The organism is Enterobacter cloacae complex sp. SHL009, from assembly GCF_049237205.1.
Classification (GTDB): Bacteria; Pseudomonadota; Gammaproteobacteria; order Enterobacterales; family Enterobacteriaceae; genus Enterobacter; species Enterobacter cloacae_M.
Genome location: NZ_JBMKIW010000001.1, coordinates 957,126 through 978,126 on the forward strand (window position 1 = coordinate 957,126; position 21,001 = coordinate 978,126).

Below are 21,001 nucleotides of genomic sequence, written 5' to 3' on the forward strand. Positions count from 1 at the left end.
GGAGCAAAGTGTGGCTGCGGTCATCCATAATGAGATGTTGGACGAGATTCTGGCGCAGGTTCGTCCGTTAATTGGAAAGGGGAAGGTTGCCGACTATATTCCGGCCCTTGCCTCGGTGAGCGGGAATAAGCTGGGGATTGCTATCTGTACCATCGACGGACAGCGATACCAGGCAGGCGATGCGACTGAGCGTTTTTCCATTCAGTCCATTTCGAAAGTGCTGAGTCTGGTTGCGGCGATGCGCCAGTATGAAGAAGAAGAGATCTGGCAGCGTGTCGGTAAAGATCCTTCCGGCCAGCCTTTTAACTCGCTGCTTCAGCTCGAGATTGAACAGGGTAAACCGCGAAATCCCTTTATCAATGCCGGGGCGCTGGTGGTCTGCGATATGCTGCAAAGCCGCCTCAGCGCACCGCGTCAGCGAATGCTGGAGATTGTTCGCCAGCTCTCTGGCGTTGACGATATTGCCTATGATGCGGTGGTGGCACGCTCGGAGTTTGAACACTCCGCCCGTAACGCGGCTATCGCGTGGCTGATGAAATCCTTCGGTAATTTCCACAACGACGTGGCGACCGTGCTGCAAAACTACTTCCATTACTGCGCCCTGAAAATGAGCTGCGTTGAGCTGGCCCAGACGTTCCTGTTCCTTGCGCACCAGGGGCACGCGCCGCATCTCGATCAGGAGGTGGTTTCTCCGCTTCAGGCCCGGCAGGTTAACGCGCTGATGGCCACCAGCGGGATGTATCAAAACGCCGGTGAGTTTGCCTGGCGCGTTGGGCTTCCTGCTAAATCGGGCGTCGGCGGCGGGGTCGTGGCGATTGTGCCGCATGAAATGGCGATAGCCGTCTGGAGCCCGGAACTGGATGAAACGGGAAATTCCCTTGCCGGCGTGGCGGTTCTGGAGAAACTGACCCAGCGTCTGGGACGTTCCGTATACTGATGTCCGATCTGGATCCTCTCTTTTCCCGCCTGGCGCGATCGACATTTCGCTCGCGCTTTCGCTTAGGCGATAAGGAAAGACAGTACTGCTGGGACAAAGGCCCCGAAACCATTGATCGGCACGCCGGGGATTTTGTCGAAAAGCGCCTTGCGCCCGCGCACCCCGCCAACGACGGTAAACAGACGCCCATGCGCGGTCACCCGGTATTTATCGCCCAGCATGCCACCGCAACCTGTTGCCGGGGCTGTCTGGCAAAATGGCATAACATTCCACAGGGCGTAACGCTCACGGCGCAGCAACAAAATTATATCGTCAGCGTCATCCACCACTGGCTGGTGCTGCAGATGAACGCCTAAATTTGACGAGTTATACTCCCGTGGTATTTGTGTTATAGATGCATCCCAAGTTAGTCCCGATCATGCTGACGACCGCAATAATTGCCATAAGCTTTCATATGGAATGATATTTAATGCGTTCTGCTCTTACCGCTTTCAGGCCGTTCCAGGTTGACACGCCGCTGCGAAATGCAGCGACGATCTTCATCCTTACAACCTTATTCTATTTTGTGGGCGCGGAATTACGGCTCGTTGAGGCCCTGTCGCTGTTCTGGCCGCTGAACGGCGTCATGGCAGGGATTTTCGCCCGCTATGTTTACCTGAATCGCCTGCATTACTATGCGGTATGTTATGTCGCGATGCTGTTGTACGACGCGGTGACGACCAACTGGGGTATGGCCTCCGTGGTGATCAACCTGTCAAACATGATCTTTATCGTCGTCGTCGCCGTGCTGGTTCAGCGCGACAAGCGGCTGATGAAGAAAACCCCCGATCCGCTTAACGCATTACGCCTGTTTAACTACTGTCTGATTGCCGCGCTGCTTTGCGCCTTGCTCGGGGCGGTAGGGTCGGTCGGGATTGACAGTCATACCTTCTGGCCGCTGTTTGCCGACTGGTTTAGCGAGCAGTTCTCAACCGGCGTGCTTGTTGTGCCCTGTATGCTCACGTTACGCATGCCCGGGCGTGAGCTCAGGCTACGTCTGGAGCAGCTGCTGCCGGTGATTGCGCTGATCGTCTCGGTGATCGCGTCGGTGGTGATTGGCGGAGCGGGGAGCCTCTCGTTTCCTCTGCCTGCGCTTATCTGGTGTGCGGTTCGTTACTCGTTGCCTGCGACCTGTCTGCTGACGTTTATCACGGGCGCCACTGAAATTATTCTGGTCGCCAACTCGATTATTAATATTGCCGTGGCGACGCCGTTTATGACGCCAATGATGTTCTCAGCCCGGCTGGGGATCGCCACGATGGCGATCTGTCCGGTGATGGTTTCCGTCAGCATGGCGGCGATTAATTCCCTGATCCGCCAGGTTTCACTGAGGGCGGATTATGACTTTTTAACGCACGTCTACTCGCGTTCCGGGCTTTATGAGGCGTTAAAGCATGAAGAGACGCACCGGCATACGCGTTTTCTGACCGTCATGCTGCTGGATATTGATTATTTCAAGAGCATTAATGATAACTACGGCCACGAGTGCGGAGATCGCGTGCTGGCGTCGTTTGCCCGACAGGTTCAGCAGGTCGTCGGTGAAGACGGCATGGTGGCGCGCATGGGCGGGGAAGAGTTCGCCGTGGTGGTCAATTCAGGCGACGCGCAGCATGGTTTTGAACTGGCTGAACGTATCCGATCCACCGTTGCCAGTCATCCTTTTACATGGCGTCACCAGACGCTCTATCTGACGGTCAGCATTGGCCTCGGCAGCGGAAAGGCTGAGTCCTGGCAGCTGACCGAGGTCTTCAACAAGCTCATGGCCGAAGCGGACGATCATCTCTATCGTTCCAAAAAAGCGGGTCGAAACCGTACCAGCGCCCGGGTGGCGGACGAGCAAATTGCCGCGCCCTCCGGGAGTGAAACATAGCTGCGTTAATCGTCATAAGGCATTGACGTGAATAGTAAGCGGCTTAACAGGACGTCAGAACACTGACAATGTCTCTGTTTAAGCTACGCTTTTAGTAACGCTTTACGTCAGGAGACATTATGAAAGCACCTGCAACCCCTGAAAATGAAACAGACAGACTCAACTCGCTACGAGAATCAGGTCTGCTTGAGATTGACAGCTCCCCGGCGTTTGACCGCTTAACGCGTCTGGCAAAACGCTTCTTCCAGGTGCCGCTGGCGATGGTCAATCTCATTGATGAGCATTCGCTGATCGTTAAGTCGGCCGACGGTCAGGCACCCGGAAGCGTTCCGCGTAATATCTCATTTTGCGGGCATACGATCCTCACCGAAGCGCCGCTGGTGGTGGGGGATATGCTTCAGGACGATCGCTTTGCGGATAACCCGCTGGTGGCCGGTGAGCCTCGCGTGCGGTTTTACGCGGGCTTCCCGCTGCGCCTGCGCGACGGCGCAAGCGTTGGCTCGCTGTGCCTGATTGATTACGCTCCCCGCGAGTTTTCTGCCGCCGACCTCGCCGTGCTGGGGGACCTTGGCGCGCTGGCAGAGGATGAATTTGCTGCCATCAGCGCGGCGACCACGGATGAATTAACCGGGTTATTCAACCGTCGGGGCTTTAATCAGCTCGTGCGGTTCACGCTTTCCGTTGCCCGACGTCGCGCTGAGCCGCTCACGCTCGGCTGGCTGGATTTGGATCGCTTTAAGGAAATTAACGATCGCTTCGGGCATGAAGAGGGGGATAAGGCGCTGAAAGCGATGGCGCAGCTGATGCGCGCCTCTTTCCGTGAGGCGGATCTGCTGGTGCGTTTTGGCGGGGACGAGTTCGCCGTGCTGTTCGCGGATACGGATGAGCAGGGTGCCTGGATTGCCATGCAGTATCTTGCCGAGCAGGTAGAAAACTATAACGCCCGCAAGCTACATCCCTGGTCTCTCCATTTCTCGTGGGGGCTCAGTGAATTCGATCATAACGGCAACGACCTGCAGCAGTGGTTAAAAGATGCCGATGAAAAGATGTATGCCATGAAACAGCAGCGCCAGCGCGCCCGGTAACATAACAAAAGCGTATGTCCGATCCGTTTGCGTTAAGAAGATGTTAAATGCACAGTGACGGTATTCAACGTAAGGAAAAACAATGAATACCTCACTGCAAATTAAAAACCTCACCCGAGACGACATTCTCACCCATCTTGATGCGCTGGCCGCGATCCTCGAAAACTGTGTGAGCGGCGGGGCATCCGTCAGCTTTATACTTCCCTTTAGTCTGGATAAGGCTCGTTCGTTCTGGCGCGGCATCGCTGAAAGCGTAGGGCGCAACGAGCGCCTCGTGCTGGCCAGTATCGACCCGCAGGACGGCGTCATCGGAACGGTGCAGCTGATCGTCGACCAGCCGGAAAACCAGCCGCATCGCGCCGATGTGGCGAAGCTGCTGGTTCACGAGAAAGCGCGCCGGAAAGGTGCCGCGATGGCCTTGATGGAAGCGCTTGAAGCGGAGGCGCGGGCCAGAGATATTTCGGTTCTGGTGCTCGATACCTCCACCGGCAGCGGCGCCGAGACGTTCTACCAGCGCGCCGGCTGGCAAAAGGTGGGGGAGATCCCGCGCTATGCCCTGATGCCGGATGGCGCCATGACGGCCACCTCCGTGTTCTATAAGTTCTTATGATTATTTTGTACAACTACACCGTGGATTGATCAAAACAGGGTTTCTGGTCGTTAAGTTTTGATAAGTTATCGTACCAATCTTATCAGGCTGTATGACTAATCATAAAAGGAACCCTCTTGTGAACACGCTCAACCGTCGTGATTTTCCCGGTGCTCAATACCCGGAACGCATTATTCAGTTTGGTGAAGGCAACTTCCTGCGTGCGTTTGTCGACTGGCAAATTGACCTGCTAAATGAACATACCGATCTTAACGCCGGTGTGGTTATCGTTCGTCCTATTCAGAGCGACTTCCCGCCGTCGCTGAACACTCAGGATGGTCTCTATACCACTATCATTCGCGGCCTGAACGGGCAGGGTGAAGCGGTGAGTGAGAGCCGTCTTATCCGCTCGGTTAACCGGGAGATCGACGTCTACGGCCAGTATGATGCGTTCCTGAAACTGGCGCACAATCCGGATATGCGTTTTGTTTTCTCAAACACCACCGAAGCGGGTATCAGCTACCACGCGGGGGACAGATTCGACGATGCCCCTGCGGTAAGCTACCCGGCGAAGCTGACGCGGCTGCTGTTTGAGCGCTTTAGCCACTTCAACGGTGCAGCGGATAAAGGCTGGATCATCATTCCGTGCGAGTTGATTGACTACAACGGCGCTGCGCTGCATGAACTTGTCCTGCGCAATGCGCGGGAGTGGGCCCTGCCTGCGGCCTTTATTCAGTGGCTAAATGACGCCAACAGCTTCTGCTCTACGCTGGTCGACCGTATCGTGACCGGTTACCCGCGCGACGAAGCGGCCACGCTGGAAGCTGAGCTGGGCTATCACGATGGGTTCCTGAATACGGCTGAACATTTCTATCTGTTCGTTATCCAGGGACCGGCATCCCTTGCACAGGAACTCCGTCTGGATAAGTATCCGTTAAACGTGCTGATTGTCGACGACATCAGGCCCTACAAAGAGCGCAAAGTCGCTATCCTGAACGGCGCACACACCGCGCTGGTGCCGGTGGCATTCCAGGCCGGGCTGGATACGGTGGGCGAGGCGATGAATGATGCAGAGATCTGCGCGTTCGTCGAAAAAGCGATTTATCAGGAGATTATTCCTGTCCTCGATCTGCCGCGTGACGAGCTGGAATCTTTCGCCAGCGCGGTAACTGGGCGTTTTCGCAACCCTTACATCAGACACCAGCTGCTCTCCATCGCGCTCAACGGCATGACCAAATACCGCACCCGCATCCTGCCGCAGCTGCTGGCAGGTCAGAAGGCAAGCGGACAACTGCCCGCGCGTCTGACGTTTGCGCTGGCTGCATTGATAGCGTTTTATCGCGGGGAGCGTAACGGGGAAAACTACCCGGTACAGGATGATGCATTCTGGCTGGAACGTTATCAGCAGCTGTGGGCACAGTACCGCGATCGGCAGTTGAGCACCCGTGAGCTGGTGCAATCTGTGCTGAGCGTGAGCGAGCACTGGGAACAGGATCTCACGCAGGTCTCCGGACTTGTCGACCAGGTCACCCTGGATCTTGACGCCATTCTCCTGAAGGGAATGCGTACAGCGGTGAAACCCCTGTGCTAATGACGTCACCCGGCTTCGGCCGGGTTTAATTACATCTTAATTTAGTTACAACATACTATTTGCTCTTTTTTTAAAACCACATGCAGCACCGTGCGGTTATCGCTAAACAGGTCATAAAATTCAATGTTCCGTTAACATGCTTGCAACCGTGAGGGGGATCACGTTTAATAGTCACGCTCTTTTCCTGCTTGAAACTCACTATGATTGTTCGTCCTAAACAGCACTGGCTACAACTGATTTTTGTCTGGCACGGTTCGGTACTGCCTAAGATCTATACCCGATTGCTGCTCAACTTCCTGCTTTCTATCGCCGTTATCCTGATGCTGCCGTGGTATACCTCGCTGGGCATCAAATTTACCGTGGCGCCATTTAGCATTCTCGGCGTGGCGATCGCTATCTTTCTCGGTTTCAGAAACAACGCCTGTTATTCACGCTACGTTGAGGCTCGCCTGCTGTGGGGGCAGCTGATGATAGCGGCACGCTCGCTGTTTCGCGAGGTAAAAAACACCTTGCCTGACGATAAGCACCTTGGCGAATTTGTCCGCCTGCAGATAGCTTTTGCCAACTGCCTGCGTATGACCCTGCGCCGGGACCTGAACGCCGAAAAGCTCTCTCGCTATCTTGCTCCGGATGATTTACGCCACGTGATGAGCGCCAACTCGCCGGCGAACCGTATTTTACTGATCATGGGGGAGTGGCTGGCCGTGCGGCGGCGAAACGGCCAGCTTTCAGACATCCTGTTCCACAGCCTGAACAACCGTCTGAACGATATGTCCATCGTCCTTTCCGGATGCGAGCGCATTGCGACCACGCCGGTACCGTTTGCCTACACGCTGATTCTGCACCGCACGGTGTATCTGTTCTGCATCATGCTGCCGTTCGCGCTGGTTGTAGATCTGCACTACATGACGCCCTTTGTCTCGGCCCTGATTTCCTACACCTTTATCTCGCTGGACACCCTGGCGGAAGAGCTGGAAGACCCGTTCGGCACAGAAGATAACGATCTGCCCCTGGACGCCATCTGCAACATGATGGAACGCGATCTGCTGCAGATGAACGATGAAGAGAACATTCCGGAAAGGCTAATGCCGGATAAGCATTATCAGCTGACCTGACGGGCGTTCCACTCGTCGCGGGTGATTTCCCAAAGTTCAGAATCCAGCATGCCGCTGACGTAGGCTTTTTGTTCCGTTCTGATAAGCCGCATGCCGCTACTGTCTGAAATACGCCGGGAGCGGCTGTTGGCGGCGGCTTTCGGGGCGCGCAATACGGGTTTGTTTAGGGTATTAAACCAGAAATCCGTCGCGGCAATGCTGGCTTCGCGCATGTATCGCAGTAAGCGTTCTGTCGTGAGCGTCGGTATGGTCATCCGCGGATCTCCATATTTAAGCGTTATGCTTTTGTTTGTGTTCTGGTATTTTCATCTCTATCACATTCAGTTGAGGCGCGCTGGGTTTATTACCTACCAGAAATGGACATCATTTCTTTAATGGCGAAATATTGATGAGTTTTGTGTCTCTTTTAACCGGACGGGTTTTCCAGGATCTCCTGCAGCATGGCAAAGAGATAGAGGAGGCTATTGCTCATCGTGATACCCGTCTCTTTAATCATTCCACGCCAGAGCTGGAACGGTATTTTTCGCGTCCTCTCAGCGAGCTTCCGCGTCAAAATCCTTATCCGGTAGCGGTGCTGTTACCTCTTTTTTTAGTGGCGTTTGCGTTAAACCTTCTGCCTTTTCTCAGCGCATTGCAGGGGTTGTCACCTTTACATCATGCATTGAGCTTTTTCGTACCATCATTGACGATGACAGGCGCACTCATTGTGATAAGCGTACTCCTGGCTCGAGGTAAGACGTCTGGATTGTTGAGCTTTATGGCATTGTTCATCATTCTATTGATAGCGACCCTTATTCAGGGGCTATATCTCCTGTTTTCTCATGACGGAGGTCTTTGGCCACTGGTCATCGCATCATCCGCGCTGTTACTTTGTCGGATGGTTATGAACAGCAGAGGCTTTGTGCTGTTTACGCTCTATTGTCGTACTCAGCGTCTTGCCAGACTGGCACGGGAAATGCGACTAAAAAGCCGTTAAAGGGGGGGTATGACTTTACGAAAAGCTAACCCGCAGGAAGCCGAAATACTCTGGAATATTCGCAATCAGGCGATTCGTCACGGCTGTAAAACCAGCTACGGCGCCGACGTCATTGCGCGCTGGACACCGGATCTTATGCCAGAACGCTATCGGCAGATGGTCATTGAATACCCTTTTTACGTGGTGGAAGATGAAAAGGGTGATATTGCGGCAACCGGCTATCTGGATCTGGATACCCACTGTCTGGAGGCGATATTCACCTTGCCCGCTGCATCCGGTAAAGGCATGGCGACCCGGATTATCGAGGCGCTAAAAAATGAGGCCCGCAGCCGGGGGATAGCCCGCCTGAGGCTGGATGCAACACCTAACGCCCAGTCGTTTTATCAGAAACTGGGGTTTGTGACGCTGAGCGAAACCTATCATCACTCGCGTATGGCGGGGGCTGATTTACGCTGTTTCGAAATGGCGATCGATTTGTAATGTGAGGAACACATGGCTGTCACGGTAAGACCTCTATGCGAAGACGATTACTCCCAATGGCGACCGCTTTGGGATGGCTATACCCATTTTTATGATTGCTACCTCGAGGAATCCGTCACCGCATCGACATGGGAAAGGGCGCTCTCAGCGCATTCCCGGATGTTCTGCCGGGTGGTCGAGAAGGACCAAAAGGTCATCGGTTTCGCGATGTGCATTCTGCATGAAGGAACCTGGTCAACGGCCCCCGTCTGCTACCTGGAAGATCTGTTTGTTGATGCCGACGAACGCGGGGCGGGAGCCGGTAAGGCGCTCATTGATGCTCTGATTGAGGAAGGCAAGTGCGAAGGTTGGTCAAAACTGTACTGGGTCACCCGTGAGAATAACCCGGCGCGTAAACTCTATGACAAATACGGTCAAGCTGACGATTACGTCCGCTATCGCCTCTCCCTTTAAGGCGACAACGCCTGTGTTTGTATCACACTGTATCTGCGTCCCGGATACATACACAGGCTTGCAATAAACCCGCTTTCGCACATATCCGCTATACATTGCCGTGTTGTTATATCCCCGTGAATTGTACTCAACCGGAGATACCAACATGTTTAGCAAATTCGCATACTCAACTCTCGCACTGACCGTTTCTCTTGGCACCGTGATGTCCTGTCAGGCTGAAGTCACCGGCACAACTTTCTCGGCAGCCTTTGATCATCCACAGCAAATTAACGCCGGCGATCTGAATGTCGGTTATGTCGACATCGGCCCGAAAAACGGCCAGCCGGTTATTTTACTGCACGGCTGGCCGTACGATATTCGCAGCTACGCCGACGTTGCGCCCGCGCTGGCGGCAAAAGGCTATCGGGTGATTGTGCCTTCTCTGCGCGGCTACGGCACCACGCGCTTCCTGTCAGCCAAAACGCCGCGCAACGGCCAGCCTTCAGCCATGGCGAAAGATATTGTGAACCTGATGGATGCCCTGAATATTAAGCAGGCGGTATTTGCAGGATATGACTGGGGCGCTCGTACGGCGGATATCGTTGCGGCGCTGTGGCCAGAGCGCGTTAAGTCACTGGTGTCGGTGAGCGGGTATCTCATCAGCAGCCAGCAGATTGGCAAACAGCCGCTGCCGCCAAAAGCGGAGCAGCAGTGGTGGTATCAGTTCTATTTCGCCACCGCGCGCGGTGCTGAGGGCTATGCCAAAAACACGCATGACTTCGCGCGCTTAATCTGGTCTCAGGCCTCGCCTGACTGGAAATTTAGCGATGCTGTTTTTAACGCCAGCGCCAAATCCCTCGATAACCCGGATCACGTCGCCGTGACGCTCAGCAACTATCGCTGGCGTTTAGAGCTGGAAAAAGGCGAGCGCAAATACGACAGCTACGAGCAAAAACTCGCTACGCTGCCGAATATAACCGTTCCAACGATTACCATCGAAGGCGGAAACAACGGTGCGCCGCATCCGGCACCGCAGGCCTACGCGGGTAAATTTACCGGTAAATATGAGCACCGCACCTTCGGGGCAAACGTGGGGCACAATCCGCCTCAGGAAGATCCGCAGGATTTCGTCAAGGCCGTCGTTGACGCGGACAAGCTCTGAAATGTGCTATTTTCAGTACGTTAACCTTCGGTCTGGAGATTTCGGTGGAGCATATTGATCATATCCTTGTCGTCGATGACGACAGGGATATTCGTGAACTGATTGTCGATTATCTCGGTAAGTCTGGCTATCGCGCGACGGGCGCGGCCAACGGTAAAGAGATGCGCGTCGTGCTGGATAAACAGCATATCGACCTGGTTGTGCTGGATGTCATGATGCCCGGCGACGACGGCCTTACGCTGTGTCGAGAGCTACGCGTCGGGAAATATAAAGATCTGCCCATCCTGATGCTGACGGCCCGCGATGAGGAGACGGACAGGATCCTGGGTCTGGAGATGGGCGCGGATGACTACGTGGTGAAGCCGTTTGTCGCCCGTGAACTGCTGGCGCGTATCAAAGCGATTTTACGACGTTTTCGCACGATGCCGCCCAATCTGCAGGTGACAGAAGCCGGGCGGCTGGTGATGTTCGGTGAATGGCAGCTCGATACCGTTGCACGTCACTTAATCGATCCGGAAGGGGTGATCGTCGCGCTCAGCGGGGCGGAGTATCGCCTGCTGCGCGTTTTCCTTGACCATCCTCAGCGGGTGCTGACCCGCGATCAGCTGCTCAACCTGACGCAGGGGCGAGACGCCGAGCTGTTTGAACGCTCAATCGACCTGCTGGTTAGCCGGGTTCGCCAGCGTCTCAACGAAGATGCCCGCATGCCCGCCTATATCAAAACCGTGCGCAGTGAAGGCTACGTCTTTACGATGCCGGTGACCATCAAAGAGGTTAACGAATGAGGCTCTGGCCACGCTCTCTGCTGGCCCGTTTGCTGCTGGTCGTGCTGTCCGGCATGCTGCTGGCCAACGCCCTGAGCCTGACGCTGGTCATGATTGAACGAATGCACAGCGCCAGAACGGTGATGCTCGGTAATCTGGAAAACGACGTCGCAACCAGCGTCGCCATTTTAGACCGCTTACCGGCCAGCGAACGCGCGGCCTGGCTTCCGCGCCTCGAACGGGGTAACTATCGCTATATTCTGGGGCCGGGAGAGCCCGGCAACGCGCCGACGGATAGGCGTTCGCAGGACGCCATCCGAACCTTAAAAGCGACGCTCGCGACACAGTACCCGCTCAGCTTCACCGCCGTCCCTGGTGCCGTTTCACACATCCAGGCGCATCTGACGCTGCGCGACGGCGCGCCGCTGACCATTGACCTGATCCCGCGCATGCCGCCGGTCGCCAGCTGGTTGCCCGTTGTGCTGATTCTGCAGCTGCTGCTGCTGGCTGCGTGCGCCTGGATTGCCGTGCGGCAGGTGGTGCGGCCTTTTTCACAATTTACCCGCGCGGTGGATTCGCTGGATCCGGCGGCCAGCACGCCAATGACGGAGAAAGGTCCGCTTGAGGTGCAGCGGGCAGCGCATGCCTTCAACGCAATGCAGGCACGCATTCAGTCTTATCTCAGGGAGCGCGCGCAGATCCTGGCCTCCATTTCTCACGATCTCCAGACCCCGATTACCCGCATGAAGCTCCGTGTCGAGATGGCAGGGGAACCAGAACTTCGCGACAAGTTTCTGAACGACCTTGATAACATGACGCGTCTGGTGCGGGAGGGGATTGCGTATGCCCGGTCATCAGAATCGCTGGAAGAGACCCCGCTGAAGCTGGAGCTAAACGCCTGGGTCAACAGCATCGCCTGCGATTATCAGGACATCGGTAAAAACGTGCAGTTTCAGGCAAGCGATGCCCGGCTGCCAATCGTTACGCGTCCCCAGGCGCTCCGCCGGGTGATGACTAACCTGCTGGATAACGCGCTCAAATTCGGCGAACGCGCTGTAATAGCCATCGATGATTCGTCTGACCGGGAGGTGGTTATCCACATCACGGACGACGGGCCGGGGATCCCTGAAGCCGAGCTTGAGGCGGTTTTACAGCCGTTCTACCGGGTGGAAACATCGCGCAACCGCGATACCGGCGGAACAGGACTCGGACTGGCGATTGCCGCGCAGCTCACCGCTCAGCTTGAAGGAAAGCTCAACCTGACGAACCGGGCCGGAGGCGGACTGGATGTCTCCATTACGCTACCGCGCCGTTAATTGTACGGCTTTGTATCTCCCGGCCTGGGTGATACAGAGTCAGACAAAACCTGCTTTTTTACACATATCCTGAACACATCCGCACGATGAAATAGCCTCACTGCAGCGTCGCAGGACTTGTATTGTGAGGTGTCTATGTTTCTGGTAATCGCTTTTCTGGGCGGGGTGATAAGCCTGCTCAGCCCATGTACTCTCCCGGTTATTCCGCTCCTGTTCGCCGGTTTTCAGGGACAGCGACGACATATTCTGGCCCTGCTCGCGGGGATGATCGTGATGTTCACCCTGGTGGCGATGGCCGTCACCGTCGCCAGCGAGTGGATCGCAGAGGCAACCATCGTCGGGCGCTGGATCGCTCTAGTCATTCTGGCCACGGCCGCGCTGGCCTTAATTTTTCCGTCATTCGCCCAGCGTATTGCGGGTCCGGCCGTCAGCGCGGGAAATGTCCTGAACACCCGAAGCGGGCAAACGCGCGGTATGGCATCGGCTTTTCTGGCCGGGCTCGCGGTGGGGCTGCTCTGGTCTCCCTGCGCCGGTCCCATACTGGGCGCCATTTTCAGCATTAATATCGCGGGCCATTCGGCCATTACGACGGGCGCGCTGCTGGCGGCCTACGGCAGCGGATGCGCGCTGATGCTGAGCCTGCTCGTTTTCGGCGGCCGCACGCTGATTGCGCCGTTAAGAGCAAAATCGGCGCTGATGGAAAGGCTGCGGCAGGGGGCTGGCGTGGCGATGCTGGCGGCAGTCGTATTTAACGCGACAGGAATGACTTCGCTTCTGAAAGGAGCAAACGGCGTTGCGGATCGTCTGGAGACAACACTTTTGACGCTGGCGAAACCCACTGCCGCGCCGGTGAAGCTCCGGCCGGTCGTGATGACAGAGCCCAGCAGCCAGCTGCCTTCGTTAAGCGGGGGAACAGGGTGGATAAACGGTGACCCTGTCACGTCTGAATCTCTGCGAGGGAAGGTGGTATTAATTGATTTCTGGACGTGGGATTGCATTAACTGCCAGCATACGCTTCCCCATGTGAAAGACTGGGCCACGAAGTATCAGTCTCAGGGGCTGGTCGTGATTGGGGTTCACACGCCGGAATATCCCTGGGAAAAGCCGCTTTCGTCGGTAAAAACCGCGGTGGAGAAATGGCAGCTGCCGTATCGGGTGGTGACGGATAACAACTATCAAATCTGGAACGCTTTCGGGAACCAGTACTGGCCAGCGCATTACTATTTCGATGCCAAAGGCCAGCTACGCTATACCGCCTTTGGCGAAGGAGATTATGCGCAGCAGGAAAAGATCATTCAGCAGCTGCTGAAAGAAGCCAGGTCATAACCCGTCAGGGCTGGCGTTGCGCTACGAGAAATAGCCGCGGAAAAGCGAGCAGTATCTGCCCATTTTCCTGGAGCGGATACTGCTCTTCCAGCAGTTCATGGTAGCGTTTCAGGAAACGTTTCTGCTCGCTCTCGTTCAGTTCCTGCAGCCACGGACGCAAGCCGGTGGCACTTACCCAGTCAATAATGGCCTGGTGCGAGCTCATTTTATGGAAATAGGTTGTCCGCCAGATATCCACGTCACAGCCCGCCTCCGACAAGATGTCGTAATAGGCATGCACACCCGGGAGAGGTTCACGGCCGCGGTCAGGGTAGTCTTGCTCCAGCGCCACTTCACGCATCGCTACGTGAGTGGGTTCAAGCCAGTTGTCAGGCATCTGGATCGCTAATACGCCGTTAAGCGTGAGCAAAGAAACGAGATGAGGAAGGAGATCGTAGTGGTCAGGAACCCACTGCAGCGAAGCGTTGGCATAAATCAGGCTCAGCGGCTGGCCAGGCTTGTACTGGCGGATATCGGCCTCAACAAAATGGCAGCCAGGCAATGCGGCTCTAGCTTCCTCGAGCATTGCAGGGGATTTGTCGACCCCGGTAATGTGCGCCGAAGGCCAGCGATGCTTCAACAGCGCGGTGCTGTTTCCCGGCCCGCAGCCTAAATCAGCGATGGTGGAGACCTCATCCAGAGGAATTCTGGCGAGCAGTTCTGCGGCAGGACGCGTTCTTTCCGCGCCGTATTGCAGGTAAAGAGAAGGATTCCAGTCGGCCATTTTGGTTCTCCGTTTAGCATGCTTCTGCAAGAGTAGCACAGCAGTAAGAACAGAGATAATAGGGAAAAAATAAGAAAAAGGAAATATTACCCCTTAAATTCTTAAGGGGTAATACTTTAATTGTAATTATTTTATAATTATCGTTTTTTAATATTTTATCGGCTAAGTGCTTCTTACGCTCTGTACCCGAAACTATAAATATTAGATAATCATGAATGGATATATCCCTGGTGTTTCGTAGGTCTTTGACCTCCTGGCCACTGAGTTTCACGAGGACTTAGTGGCCGGGTACTTTTCAAGTATAAGGAATACCATGCACAATGAAAGCTGTCCTAAAAGACAGGGGATAATAGTTTCAGGTGTTATTATCAGGAATAAGAGCAATGAATTCTGTTATTGAGTTTTTTTTGCATGATTACGATGATTTACCGTCAGCATTAGCCCGCGAACTCTTCCGACTCAGGAGAAAAACCTTTCGGGACCGACTCGACTGGAAAGTTGAATGCGTTGAAGATATGGAAAAGGATCAATTTGACAACCCAAACACGACATACTTGTTGGGTATGTATGAGGGAGAGTTGTTATGCGGCGCGCGATTCATTAATTCGACGCATCCGACAATGATAAGTGAAATTTTTCACAATTATTTTGCCGAAACCATTATTTTACCGACAGATGTTCCCTGCTGTGAAATTAGCCGTTTATTTTTAGATAAAGAAAGACGAGACTCCTCAAGTCTGCAGGGCGTGCCCGCCAGTAAGGCATTGTTTCTTGCGATGAATATTTATTGCATTAAGAATAAATATCATGGAATGTATGCAGTAGTCAGTCGTGGTATGTATGCCATTTTTCGCCATGCAAACTGGAAAGTTGAAGTTATTCAACGCGGCTTGTCTGAAAAAGGAGAGGTTATTTACTATATATTTATGCCTGCCAGTATCAACATTATTGAAGACATTATTAGAAAAGATAAATCCAGTCACTGGCTTCGCGAAATGCTGGAGCATTTACGCCACTTATAACCAGTGGCTGAGGCTCAGTCGTCCAGTAATCGTAGTTCTGTTCCAAGTTTAATTGCGTGTCTGGCATTATTCACACCGAGTTTTTTCATTACATTCCCCATATGGAATTTAACGGTGCGTTCAGCAATAGACAAAATAACAGAAATTTCTGCGTAGGTTTTCCCGGCGCTGACCCATTTAAGGATTTGTCTCTCACGTGGCGACAGAAAAACATTCTTTTTCTGTTGGTGCTGGCTATAGAGATTGAGTGTCTTCTGATGCAGTTGAACAAGGAAGCTTAGAAATTTTGGCCGATATTTTTCTATATCAATACCAGAATGCTTAGGACTGATGACGGATAAGACGACAAGATTATTCAGATAGTCATGCAGAGGGAACGTCTGCCCCTGGTAGATATCATACTGGACGCTTTCGTCGAAAATGCGCGTCAGGTTATAACCATCAGACAGGATGACATCACTTTCCCAGAAAAAATCTTCAACACAGCGCAAAGCCCGAATGATAACAGGGTCAATGAACTGGTATTTTCTGTCGAGGTAGATATCAAACCACTCGGGGCTGTTATTGATTATCCGCATCTGTGAAGGATCTTTCTTGTTCATAATGGCGTAGGCGAAGACGATCCCTTTGAAATCCTCAAAAAACGCGTCCAGCTCACTCTGAATTAGCGTATTGATCGCTATGTCGTTGTAATATGTATCCTTCACGTGAGTTGCTTGCCTCCTGTTCGAGTGGAGGAGCAAGTATAATATGCTTCGTTATCTGTAGCGAGTCGCATTTTAATCCAGCCAACAGATAAGACAGGCTACCTCAAGTGGTAGCCTGGCGAACGTGTGGCATTTCTAATGGAAAATGCAGATGACTCAGTGAATTTTTGAAGATTTTGTCAAATCCCGAAATCGTTAACTAAATATAGTAGGCTGCAAAATTTAGGAGGTTTTCCGCTTTGCATTTGAGTATTGCACAAGCGTACCGACCCAGATTCAAATCAGGATTTTAACCCGCAGGCTACATAATGCCTTTCAGAGCAATATGATAAAGCAGCATGATGGTTTTACCGTCGACAATCTTGCCTGTTTCAATGCCGCATAATGCCTCTTCAAGCGTCATTTCCAGCACGTTGATATCTTCTCCCTCAGCCTTGATCCCGCCGCCTGCGCCGGTTCTGTCTTTTGGCTGATACTCGGCAAGATAAAAATAGAGTTTTTCCGTGACGGAGCCTGGACTCATATAGGCTTCAAAGATTTTCTGCACGCTCGAAACCTGAAATCCTGTCTCTTCTTCCGCTTCTGCTTTGATGCGGCTCTCGGGATCCATGTTGTCCAGCAACCCCGCAGCGGCTTCGATTAGATTGTCCTCATGGCCGTTGATAAAGACAGGGAAGCGGAACTGGCGCGTCAGGATCACCGTCTTTTTCTCACGGTTGTAGAGAAGAATAGTCGCGCCGTTGCCACGGTCGTAGACCTCTCGTTGCTGTCGTTGCCATTCGCCGTCACGGCGCTGCAGGTCGAAGGTGTACTTTTTAAGGTTGTACCAGTTATCTGACAGGGTTTCACTGTCAATGATGCGCACATCTGCACGTTTTGATTGCACGTTTGTTTCTCCTTACGTAGAGTAATTATCATAAACAGCATTATCGTGCATCTTCAAGATAAAGCATGCAATATCAGGAATTCATGATGCTCACCAGTCAGCGAAAACAATTGATCCTCGAAAAGCTCGGCACCGAAGGCCAGGTCCAGTCAAAAGCGCTCAGCATGTTCTTTGATGTCTCTGAAGACACCATCAGGCGTGATTTGCGCGAGCTGGCGGCAGAAGGGCGTTTGCAGCGCGTTCACGGCGGCGCGCTGCCGTCATCTTCTGCTATTGCTCCCTTTGCCGAACGGCAATCCGTGAAAATGGATGCGAAAAAACGGGTCGCCCGCAAAGGCGCGCAGCTGATTTCATCAGGCCAGGTGGTGATCGTTGACGGTGGCACGACTACTTCGGAGCTGATTACTTTTTTCCCTCCAGATCTGCGCATCACGGTGGTTACGCACAGTCCGAGCATCGCCCTGGGGCTTGTGGATCATCCGTCCATCGAGGTGATTCTGATCGGCGGTCGCTTGTATAAGCACTCCATTGTTGCGGTCGGCGCTGCGGCCATCGAAGGCATCGAAAATATTCATGCAGATCTGTTCTTTATGGGCGTGACCGGGATCCATCCTGAGGCGGGGCTGACAACCGGCGATTTCGAAGAAGCGTGCATCAAACGTGCATTTTCCGGCAGAGCCGCGGAGACGGTTGTGCTGGCTTCTCCTGAAAAGATCAACACAGCGTCTTCGTTTGTGATTGGCGATGTGTCATCGGTGAATACCATCGTCGTGGAAGACAATACCGATAAGGACTGGATCCGCGCGGTATCGGAAAAGGGAGTATCCGTCGTGTTGACCTCAGAGAGTGTCACTCTCTGATAGCCAGCCTGTGAGCACAGGCTGGCTGGCGGACTGCCTTAAGCCTCAGGAATGTTCTCAAGTGCTGTATAAACCTTCAGGCCATATTTGCGGGCAACCTCAATGTCCATATCGGCACCTTTAGACGGACCGGCAATACGATAAATGGCATCACATTTAGCTATTAGCCGGTGAGCAACGGGGTACAGCATCGCTTCACTGATTTCATCACCAACCGCTTTCGATCCTGCGGCTTTTGCCAACGGCAAAGCCAGCCATTCGCCAATGACCGGGATGTGACCCCGCTGGTAAACGGCTAGTGCTGCGCTTTCGAGACGCGCCAGATTCTCATCAATACGTGCCTGAACGCCTTCGGTTCCGCTGCGATAGGGGCCGGCAATTAAAATTAGCTGTTGTGTCATAGGTACCTCTGTCAGAGTTATTGCATGAAGTTGCACGTTTACTACCGATACCATACGGAATTGTGGCCGCGTTATGAAACTCTTTCGTGCATTATCGTGCAAAAAGATGCATAACAGATCATTTAATCGCTTCTGAGAGAAGGGCTGAGCTACAGACTTTCCGGCGCATGGCACACCGCCTCGATATTATGGCCATCAGGCGAAATGACAAACGCGGCATAGTAATTTTCACCGTATGACCTCAACCCCGGCCCGCCGTTATCACGTCCGCCGGCGCGCAGGGCGGCATGGTAAAATGCATCGACCTGCTGGCGCGTGTCGGCCACAAACGCCAGATGCAGAGGAGCAGGTTTATCATTTGTCTGAAAAAGACAAAGCGAAACGTCGCCTGAACTCATTTCGACACCGTAGTCTGGCGTGCCTTCATCAATGAGTTCTACACCAAGCGGCTTAAGCGCATGGAGGAAGAAGGTTTTACTTTTTTCATAATCACTGACGCCGAATTTCACATGATCGAACATGGTTTCTTCCTTTATGAGATGGAGAGATAACCAGTATAGAAGGAGAGTGGGGCGAACATACGAAAGAACGTGTCAATGTGACAGTCATCAATTTATGCAGTCTTTTCCGATGCCGAAGCGGACAAATGGCATATTTAAAACGTCAGGGTTTGAGCTGGAAAAATAGACCAATCCTGTTCTGTTGTCCCGCGGGTTGTATTTTTTCAACATCTCAAGCTCAATGCCGGTGCTCATAAATGTTTTTCCGTTTTTATCAAACAGGAAGAAACACATTTTATTATCTTTGCCCGGCTCAATACTTTTACCCGACGCGTTATCAAGCGTAACTTTATAGCTGACCATATATTTTGCTTCGCCCGTTGTACTGTCCCATTGGCTTCCCTGAGACTCTTTTTGAGCGAAAATGGTTATCCCGTTGAGCTTGTCGTCATGGCTCTCTTTCTGAGCGGCCAGCGCCGTCCCGGCGGCGGACAACGCTAACGCAAGACAAATTCCTTTAGTCAGGAGATTTCGCATTTTTCTTCCTCTTCATTTTTTACATTGATTCACTTAGCTATAACGCCGAACGCTTTCGTCCAACGAACGTCCAGCGCAGGTAGTCGTAAAGCCAGTTAAACAGCATCGTATAGGGCAGGAAAAACAGCACCAGACCAATCTCAACAAAAAATGCCTCAGCCACGGTCAGGTTCAGCATAACCATTGCCACAGGGATTAAGGAGATGATAAGTCCCGTTTCAAAACCAACCGCATGGATTGCGCGAACGAGAAATGTGCGCTGAAACTGATGTTTTTTCTGCAGGGAGTCAAAGATCTTATTAAAAATAAAATTCCAGACCGTGGCGGTAAGGGCGGATATCACGGACAACGAGCCTGACTGGAGTACCGACACGTTCATCAGCCTGGCGAGAGACAGCGCGATGATAACGTTGGCCGTCACTTCAAAAATGACAGCATGGAAAACTCTCTCTTTAACACTCTTATTTAATTCAATTTCCATTTGCTTACGGCAGCGTTTTTCAAAAGCTGAAGTATATCAGATGTCTTTCAACCTTTTCTAAATGCAGGTTATGTTAAATACACCCCAGGCCTGCTAATGTAGAACGCACGGCCTCGGTAAGGGGGGTCTGCGGTTCATGACCTAAAAAGGCGATCAGTTTTGAATTATCCATCTCTATTGTCTGCTCCCAGAGATAGCGCATCTCCCGCATTTCACGCAGCGTGGTGTTAAACGGACTCATTGCAGAAACCAGCCACCATGGAAATGACTTCACCTTCGCCTTAATATCGGCATGCTCCGCGACGTGCTGCTGCGGCGCAATGCCCGAACATCCCATTCGTCACGGATCAATTTACGGGTAATTTCGCCACCGATCCCACCCGTTGCGCCCAGTATCAGTACCTGATTTGTGCTTACGGCCATGATGATTGAGCGGTCGGCTGCCAGTTTCAGCTCCGGCGCAACCGGGTTGCGGGGCGTTGTGCGCGTCGCCGCCAGTGAAATCATCGGCACGGAGGTTCTGCCTTCCGTGATTGCACAGATAAAGGATGCATATCCGCAAATAACCGTTGAACTGGTTCTGTCTGAGACGATCAGCGTGACGATAGCAGCACGTGAGAAGACACACTCAGAGGTCATTAGCATTCAGGCCAACGCCCAACGATGCCCATAAAATGCCAGATTTCTTCTGAACCCATATTGGTGCGCATAATGTATATTATGTTAAATTTAATATGGTTAACGCTGCTATTATCTGAGTCTTAATCTTCGAATCATAAATTCTTTTTATTAATTACCTTGCTGTCTAAGGACGATCCGCAATCCTCAAAACACCGTCCAGTCCGGGCGCTATGTAGTCGGTCTGTTGCAGTCATTCTCGCCTAACTAAACGCTGAGTATTCAAATGGTTAAATTTTTTTCCCGCCGCCTGCAACGCTGTAACGAGGTGGCTACCAGCATAAGCAATGCCTCCCCGACACAGCTGCAACAGCTAAAAACTGTGTTGGCTGACGAAATGGGCAAACCTGTAGGTCTACACACCATGGGTATTCCAGCGGCGATCAGTACCCTCGGGGTAATTGTCAGTTTCGCTATTCCTCAGCTGTGGCTGGGGTATGGCGTACTCGCCGGACTCGACCAGCCAGCGGAACACGTATTCGTC

Annotated in this window: 26 protein-coding genes and 1 pseudogene; 17 read left to right on the forward strand and 10 right to left on the reverse strand. The window is 52.9% G+C overall.

The window, feature by feature from the left end; all coding sequences use genetic code 11:
- Nucleotides 1-10 precede the first annotated feature (10 nt).
- The 7 genes from glsB to ACOTZC_RS04745 all read left to right on the forward strand — a co-directional run bounded on the left by glsB (nt 11) and on the right by ACOTZC_RS04745 (nt 7,226).
- Nucleotides 11-937 (forward strand): glutaminase B, encoded by a 927-nt coding sequence (gene glsB / locus ACOTZC_RS04715; protein ID WP_023311792.1) that lies wholly within the window; start codon nt 11-13, stop codon nt 935-937.
- Complete coding sequence (locus ACOTZC_RS04720; protein ID WP_045399285.1) at nt 937-1,293, forward strand: DUF4186 domain-containing protein; 357 nt, start codon at nt 937-939, stop codon at nt 1,291-1,293. The genes glsB and ACOTZC_RS04720 overlap by 1 nt, the downstream gene beginning before the upstream one ends.
- A gap of 113 nt (nt 1,294-1,406) precedes the next feature.
- Nucleotides 1,407-2,846, forward strand: coding sequence for a sensor domain-containing diguanylate cyclase (locus ACOTZC_RS04725; RefSeq protein ID WP_163353813.1), 1,440 nt, complete (start codon nt 1,407-1,409; stop codon nt 2,844-2,846).
- A gap of 119 nt (nt 2,847-2,965) precedes the next feature.
- Nucleotides 2,966-3,931 carry a sensor domain-containing diguanylate cyclase gene (locus ACOTZC_RS04730; RefSeq protein WP_023311795.1) on the forward strand — a complete coding sequence of 322 codons (966 nt, stop codon included), beginning with the start codon at nt 2,966-2,968 and terminating at the stop codon, nt 3,929-3,931.
- A gap of 82 nt (nt 3,932-4,013) precedes the next feature.
- Nucleotides 4,014-4,541 (forward strand): GNAT family N-acetyltransferase, encoded by a 528-nt coding sequence (locus tag ACOTZC_RS04735; RefSeq protein WP_045399290.1) that lies wholly within the window; start codon nt 4,014-4,016, stop codon nt 4,539-4,541.
- Between the two features lie 118 nt (nt 4,542-4,659).
- On the forward strand, nt 4,660-6,111 hold the full coding sequence (locus ACOTZC_RS04740; RefSeq protein ID WP_421635617.1) for a tagaturonate reductase: 1,452 nt from the start codon (nt 4,660-4,662) through the stop codon (nt 6,109-6,111).
- Nucleotides 6,112-6,311: 200 nt separating this feature from the next.
- The gene (locus ACOTZC_RS04745) at nt 6,312-7,226 is read left to right on the forward strand and encodes a bestrophin family protein (RefSeq protein ID WP_213751200.1); all 915 of its coding nucleotides are present in this window, start codon (nt 6,312-6,314) and stop codon (nt 7,224-7,226) included.
- On the opposite strand, the pseudogene ACOTZC_RS04750 reads toward ACOTZC_RS04745, so the two are convergent.
- Nucleotides 7,214-7,441, reverse strand: a pseudogene (locus ACOTZC_RS04750) (GNAT family N-acetyltransferase); the annotation flags it as partial. The gene ACOTZC_RS04745 and the pseudogene ACOTZC_RS04750 sit on opposite strands and share 13 nt — an antisense overlap.
- A gap of 173 nt (nt 7,442-7,614) precedes the next feature.
- Between ACOTZC_RS04750 and ACOTZC_RS04755 the strand changes: the two are divergent.
- The 7 genes from ACOTZC_RS04755 to ACOTZC_RS04785 all read left to right on the forward strand — a co-directional run bounded on the left by ACOTZC_RS04755 (nt 7,615) and on the right by ACOTZC_RS04785 (nt 13,682).
- Nucleotides 7,615-8,202 (forward strand): hypothetical protein, encoded by a 588-nt coding sequence (locus ACOTZC_RS04755; protein ID WP_239632522.1) that lies wholly within the window; start codon nt 7,615-7,617, stop codon nt 8,200-8,202.
- A 9-nt stretch (nt 8,203-8,211) separates the two neighbouring features.
- The gene (locus tag ACOTZC_RS04760) at nt 8,212-8,682 is read left to right on the forward strand and encodes a GNAT family N-acetyltransferase (RefSeq protein ID WP_045399303.1); all 471 of its coding nucleotides are present in this window, start codon (nt 8,212-8,214) and stop codon (nt 8,680-8,682) included.
- Nucleotides 8,683-8,694: 12 nt separating this feature from the next.
- The gene (locus tag ACOTZC_RS04765) at nt 8,695-9,135 is read left to right on the forward strand and encodes a GNAT family N-acetyltransferase (protein WP_213751204.1); all 441 of its coding nucleotides are present in this window, start codon (nt 8,695-8,697) and stop codon (nt 9,133-9,135) included.
- A 145-nt stretch (nt 9,136-9,280) separates the two neighbouring features.
- Entirely contained in the window at nt 9,281-10,276 is a 996-nt protein-coding gene (locus ACOTZC_RS04770) for an alpha/beta fold hydrolase (protein WP_421635618.1), read from the forward strand.
- Nucleotides 10,277-10,320: 44 nt separating this feature from the next.
- The gene (locus ACOTZC_RS04775) at nt 10,321-11,061 is read left to right on the forward strand and encodes a response regulator (protein ID WP_047174339.1); all 741 of its coding nucleotides are present in this window, start codon (nt 10,321-10,323) and stop codon (nt 11,059-11,061) included.
- The gene (locus ACOTZC_RS04780; protein WP_421635619.1) at nt 11,058-12,356 is read left to right on the forward strand and encodes an ATP-binding protein; all 1,299 of its coding nucleotides are present in this window, start codon (nt 11,058-11,060) and stop codon (nt 12,354-12,356) included. The genes ACOTZC_RS04775 and ACOTZC_RS04780 overlap by 4 nt, the downstream gene beginning before the upstream one ends.
- Nucleotides 12,357-12,491: 135 nt before the next feature.
- A complete protein-coding gene (locus ACOTZC_RS04785; protein WP_421635620.1) occupies nt 12,492-13,682 on the forward strand; it encodes a cytochrome c biogenesis protein/redoxin in 1,191 nt (396 codons plus the stop codon).
- 4 nt (nt 13,683-13,686) lie between these two features.
- On the opposite strand, the gene tam is transcribed toward ACOTZC_RS04785, so the two are convergent.
- Nucleotides 13,687-14,445 carry a trans-aconitate 2-methyltransferase gene (tam, locus tag ACOTZC_RS04790; protein ID WP_045399320.1) on the reverse strand — a complete coding sequence of 253 codons (759 nt, stop codon included), beginning with the start codon at nt 14,443-14,445 and terminating at the stop codon, nt 13,687-13,689.
- Nucleotides 14,446-14,828: 383 nt separating this feature from the next.
- Between tam and ACOTZC_RS04795 the strand changes: the two genes are divergently transcribed.
- Complete coding sequence (locus tag ACOTZC_RS04795; RefSeq protein WP_047064252.1) at nt 14,829-15,467, forward strand: acyl-homoserine-lactone synthase; 639 nt, start codon at nt 14,829-14,831, stop codon at nt 15,465-15,467.
- Nucleotides 15,468-15,481: 14 nt separating this feature from the next.
- Here the strand turns inward: ACOTZC_RS04795 and ACOTZC_RS04800 are convergent, their stop codons facing one another.
- Both ACOTZC_RS04800 and ACOTZC_RS04805 read right to left on the reverse strand, forming a co-directional pair.
- Entirely contained in the window at nt 15,482-16,174 is a 693-nt protein-coding gene (locus tag ACOTZC_RS04800; protein ID WP_421635621.1) for a helix-turn-helix transcriptional regulator, read from the reverse strand.
- Between the two features lie 301 nt (nt 16,175-16,475).
- Nucleotides 16,476-17,060 (reverse strand): NUDIX domain-containing protein, encoded by a 585-nt coding sequence (locus ACOTZC_RS04805; protein WP_421635622.1) that lies wholly within the window; start codon nt 17,058-17,060, stop codon nt 16,476-16,478.
- Between the two features lie 86 nt (nt 17,061-17,146).
- Here ACOTZC_RS04805 and ACOTZC_RS04810 point away from each other — a divergent pair, with 86 nt between their 5' ends.
- Nucleotides 17,147-17,920: a DeoR/GlpR family DNA-binding transcription regulator gene (locus ACOTZC_RS04810; RefSeq protein WP_047174344.1), complete on the forward strand. Its 774-nt coding sequence runs from the start codon at nt 17,147-17,149 to the stop codon at nt 17,918-17,920.
- Nucleotides 17,921-17,958: 38 nt separating this feature from the next.
- On the opposite strand, the gene ACOTZC_RS04815 is transcribed toward ACOTZC_RS04810, so the two are convergent.
- The 6 genes from ACOTZC_RS04815 to ACOTZC_RS04840 all read right to left on the reverse strand — a co-directional run bounded on the left by ACOTZC_RS04815 (nt 17,959) and on the right by ACOTZC_RS04840 (nt 20,346).
- On the reverse strand, nt 17,959-18,321 hold the full coding sequence (locus tag ACOTZC_RS04815; RefSeq protein WP_045354998.1) for a DUF4406 domain-containing protein: 363 nt from the start codon (nt 18,319-18,321) through the stop codon (nt 17,959-17,961).
- A 149-nt stretch (nt 18,322-18,470) separates the two neighbouring features.
- Nucleotides 18,471-18,842 carry a VOC family protein gene (locus tag ACOTZC_RS04820; protein ID WP_023311812.1) on the reverse strand — a complete coding sequence of 124 codons (372 nt, stop codon included), beginning with the start codon at nt 18,840-18,842 and terminating at the stop codon, nt 18,471-18,473.
- Nucleotides 18,843-18,929: 87 nt separating this feature from the next.
- Nucleotides 18,930-19,358 carry a DUF4354 family protein gene (locus ACOTZC_RS04825; RefSeq protein WP_163353820.1) on the reverse strand — a complete coding sequence of 143 codons (429 nt, stop codon included), beginning with the start codon at nt 19,356-19,358 and terminating at the stop codon, nt 18,930-18,932.
- Between the two features lie 37 nt (nt 19,359-19,395).
- Nucleotides 19,396-19,839, reverse strand: a complete 444-nt coding sequence (locus tag ACOTZC_RS04830) for a PACE efflux transporter (RefSeq protein ID WP_248162339.1) — start codon at nt 19,837-19,839, stop codon at nt 19,396-19,398.
- Nucleotides 19,840-19,912: 73 nt separating this feature from the next.
- Nucleotides 19,913-20,113, reverse strand: a complete 201-nt coding sequence (locus tag ACOTZC_RS04835) for a hypothetical protein (RefSeq protein WP_417323536.1) — start codon at nt 20,111-20,113, stop codon at nt 19,913-19,915.
- A complete protein-coding gene (locus ACOTZC_RS04840; protein WP_335264138.1) occupies nt 20,110-20,346 on the reverse strand; it encodes an NmrA family NAD(P)-binding protein in 237 nt (78 codons plus the stop codon). The genes ACOTZC_RS04835 and ACOTZC_RS04840 overlap by 4 nt, the downstream gene beginning before the upstream one ends.
- Here ACOTZC_RS04840 and ACOTZC_RS04845 point away from each other — a divergent pair.
- Nucleotides 20,264-20,512, forward strand: coding sequence for a LysR substrate-binding domain-containing protein (locus ACOTZC_RS04845; protein WP_233426928.1), 249 nt, complete (start codon nt 20,264-20,266; stop codon nt 20,510-20,512). The two genes, ACOTZC_RS04840 and ACOTZC_RS04845, sit on opposite strands and share 83 nt — an antisense overlap.
- Nucleotides 20,513-21,001 lie beyond the last annotated feature (489 nt).

Coding starts and splice junctions, on each gene's coding strand:
- ACOTZC_RS04730 (WP_023311795.1), top strand. CDS start 2,966: ATGAAAGCACCTGCAACCCCTGAAAATGAAACAGACAGACTCAACTCG.
- tam (WP_045399320.1), bottom strand. CDS start 14,445: ATGGCCGACTGGAATCCTTCTCTTTACCTGCAATACGGCGCGGAAAGA.
- ACOTZC_RS04745 (WP_213751200.1), top strand. CDS start 6,312: ATGATTGTTCGTCCTAAACAGCACTGGCTACAACTGATTTTTGTCTGG.
- ACOTZC_RS04840 (WP_335264138.1), bottom strand. CDS start 20,346: ATGATTTCACTGGCGGCGACGCGCACAACGCCCCGCAACCCGGTTGCG.
- ACOTZC_RS04725 (WP_163353813.1), top strand. CDS start 1,407: ATGCGTTCTGCTCTTACCGCTTTCAGGCCGTTCCAGGTTGACACGCCG.
- ACOTZC_RS04765 (WP_213751204.1), top strand. CDS start 8,695: ATGGCTGTCACGGTAAGACCTCTATGCGAAGACGATTACTCCCAATGG.
- ACOTZC_RS04755 (WP_239632522.1), top strand. CDS start 7,615: ATGAGTTTTGTGTCTCTTTTAACCGGACGGGTTTTCCAGGATCTCCTG.
- ACOTZC_RS04720 (WP_045399285.1), top strand. CDS start 937: ATGTCCGATCTGGATCCTCTCTTTTCCCGCCTGGCGCGATCGACATTT.
- ACOTZC_RS04810 (WP_047174344.1), top strand. CDS start 17,147: ATGCTCACCAGTCAGCGAAAACAATTGATCCTCGAAAAGCTCGGCACC.
- ACOTZC_RS04820 (WP_023311812.1), bottom strand. CDS start 18,842: ATGTTCGATCATGTGAAATTCGGCGTCAGTGATTATGAAAAAAGTAAA.
- ACOTZC_RS04830 (WP_248162339.1), bottom strand. CDS start 19,839: ATGGAAATTGAATTAAATAAGAGTGTTAAAGAGAGAGTTTTCCATGCT.
- ACOTZC_RS04795 (WP_047064252.1), top strand. CDS start 14,829: ATGAATTCTGTTATTGAGTTTTTTTTGCATGATTACGATGATTTACCG.
- ACOTZC_RS04825 (WP_163353820.1), bottom strand. CDS start 19,358: ATGCGAAATCTCCTGACTAAAGGAATTTGTCTTGCGTTAGCGTTGTCC.
- ACOTZC_RS04735 (WP_045399290.1), top strand. CDS start 4,014: ATGAATACCTCACTGCAAATTAAAAACCTCACCCGAGACGACATTCTC.
- ACOTZC_RS04845 (WP_233426928.1), top strand. CDS start 20,264: ATGATTGAGCGGTCGGCTGCCAGTTTCAGCTCCGGCGCAACCGGGTTG.
- ACOTZC_RS04780 (WP_421635619.1), top strand. CDS start 11,058: ATGAGGCTCTGGCCACGCTCTCTGCTGGCCCGTTTGCTGCTGGTCGTG.
- ACOTZC_RS04815 (WP_045354998.1), bottom strand. CDS start 18,321: ATGACACAACAGCTAATTTTAATTGCCGGCCCCTATCGCAGCGGAACC.
- ACOTZC_RS04785 (WP_421635620.1), top strand. CDS start 12,492: ATGTTTCTGGTAATCGCTTTTCTGGGCGGGGTGATAAGCCTGCTCAGC.
- ACOTZC_RS04770 (WP_421635618.1), top strand. CDS start 9,281: ATGTTTAGCAAATTCGCATACTCAACTCTCGCACTGACCGTTTCTCTT.
- ACOTZC_RS04760 (WP_045399303.1), top strand. CDS start 8,212: ATGACTTTACGAAAAGCTAACCCGCAGGAAGCCGAAATACTCTGGAAT.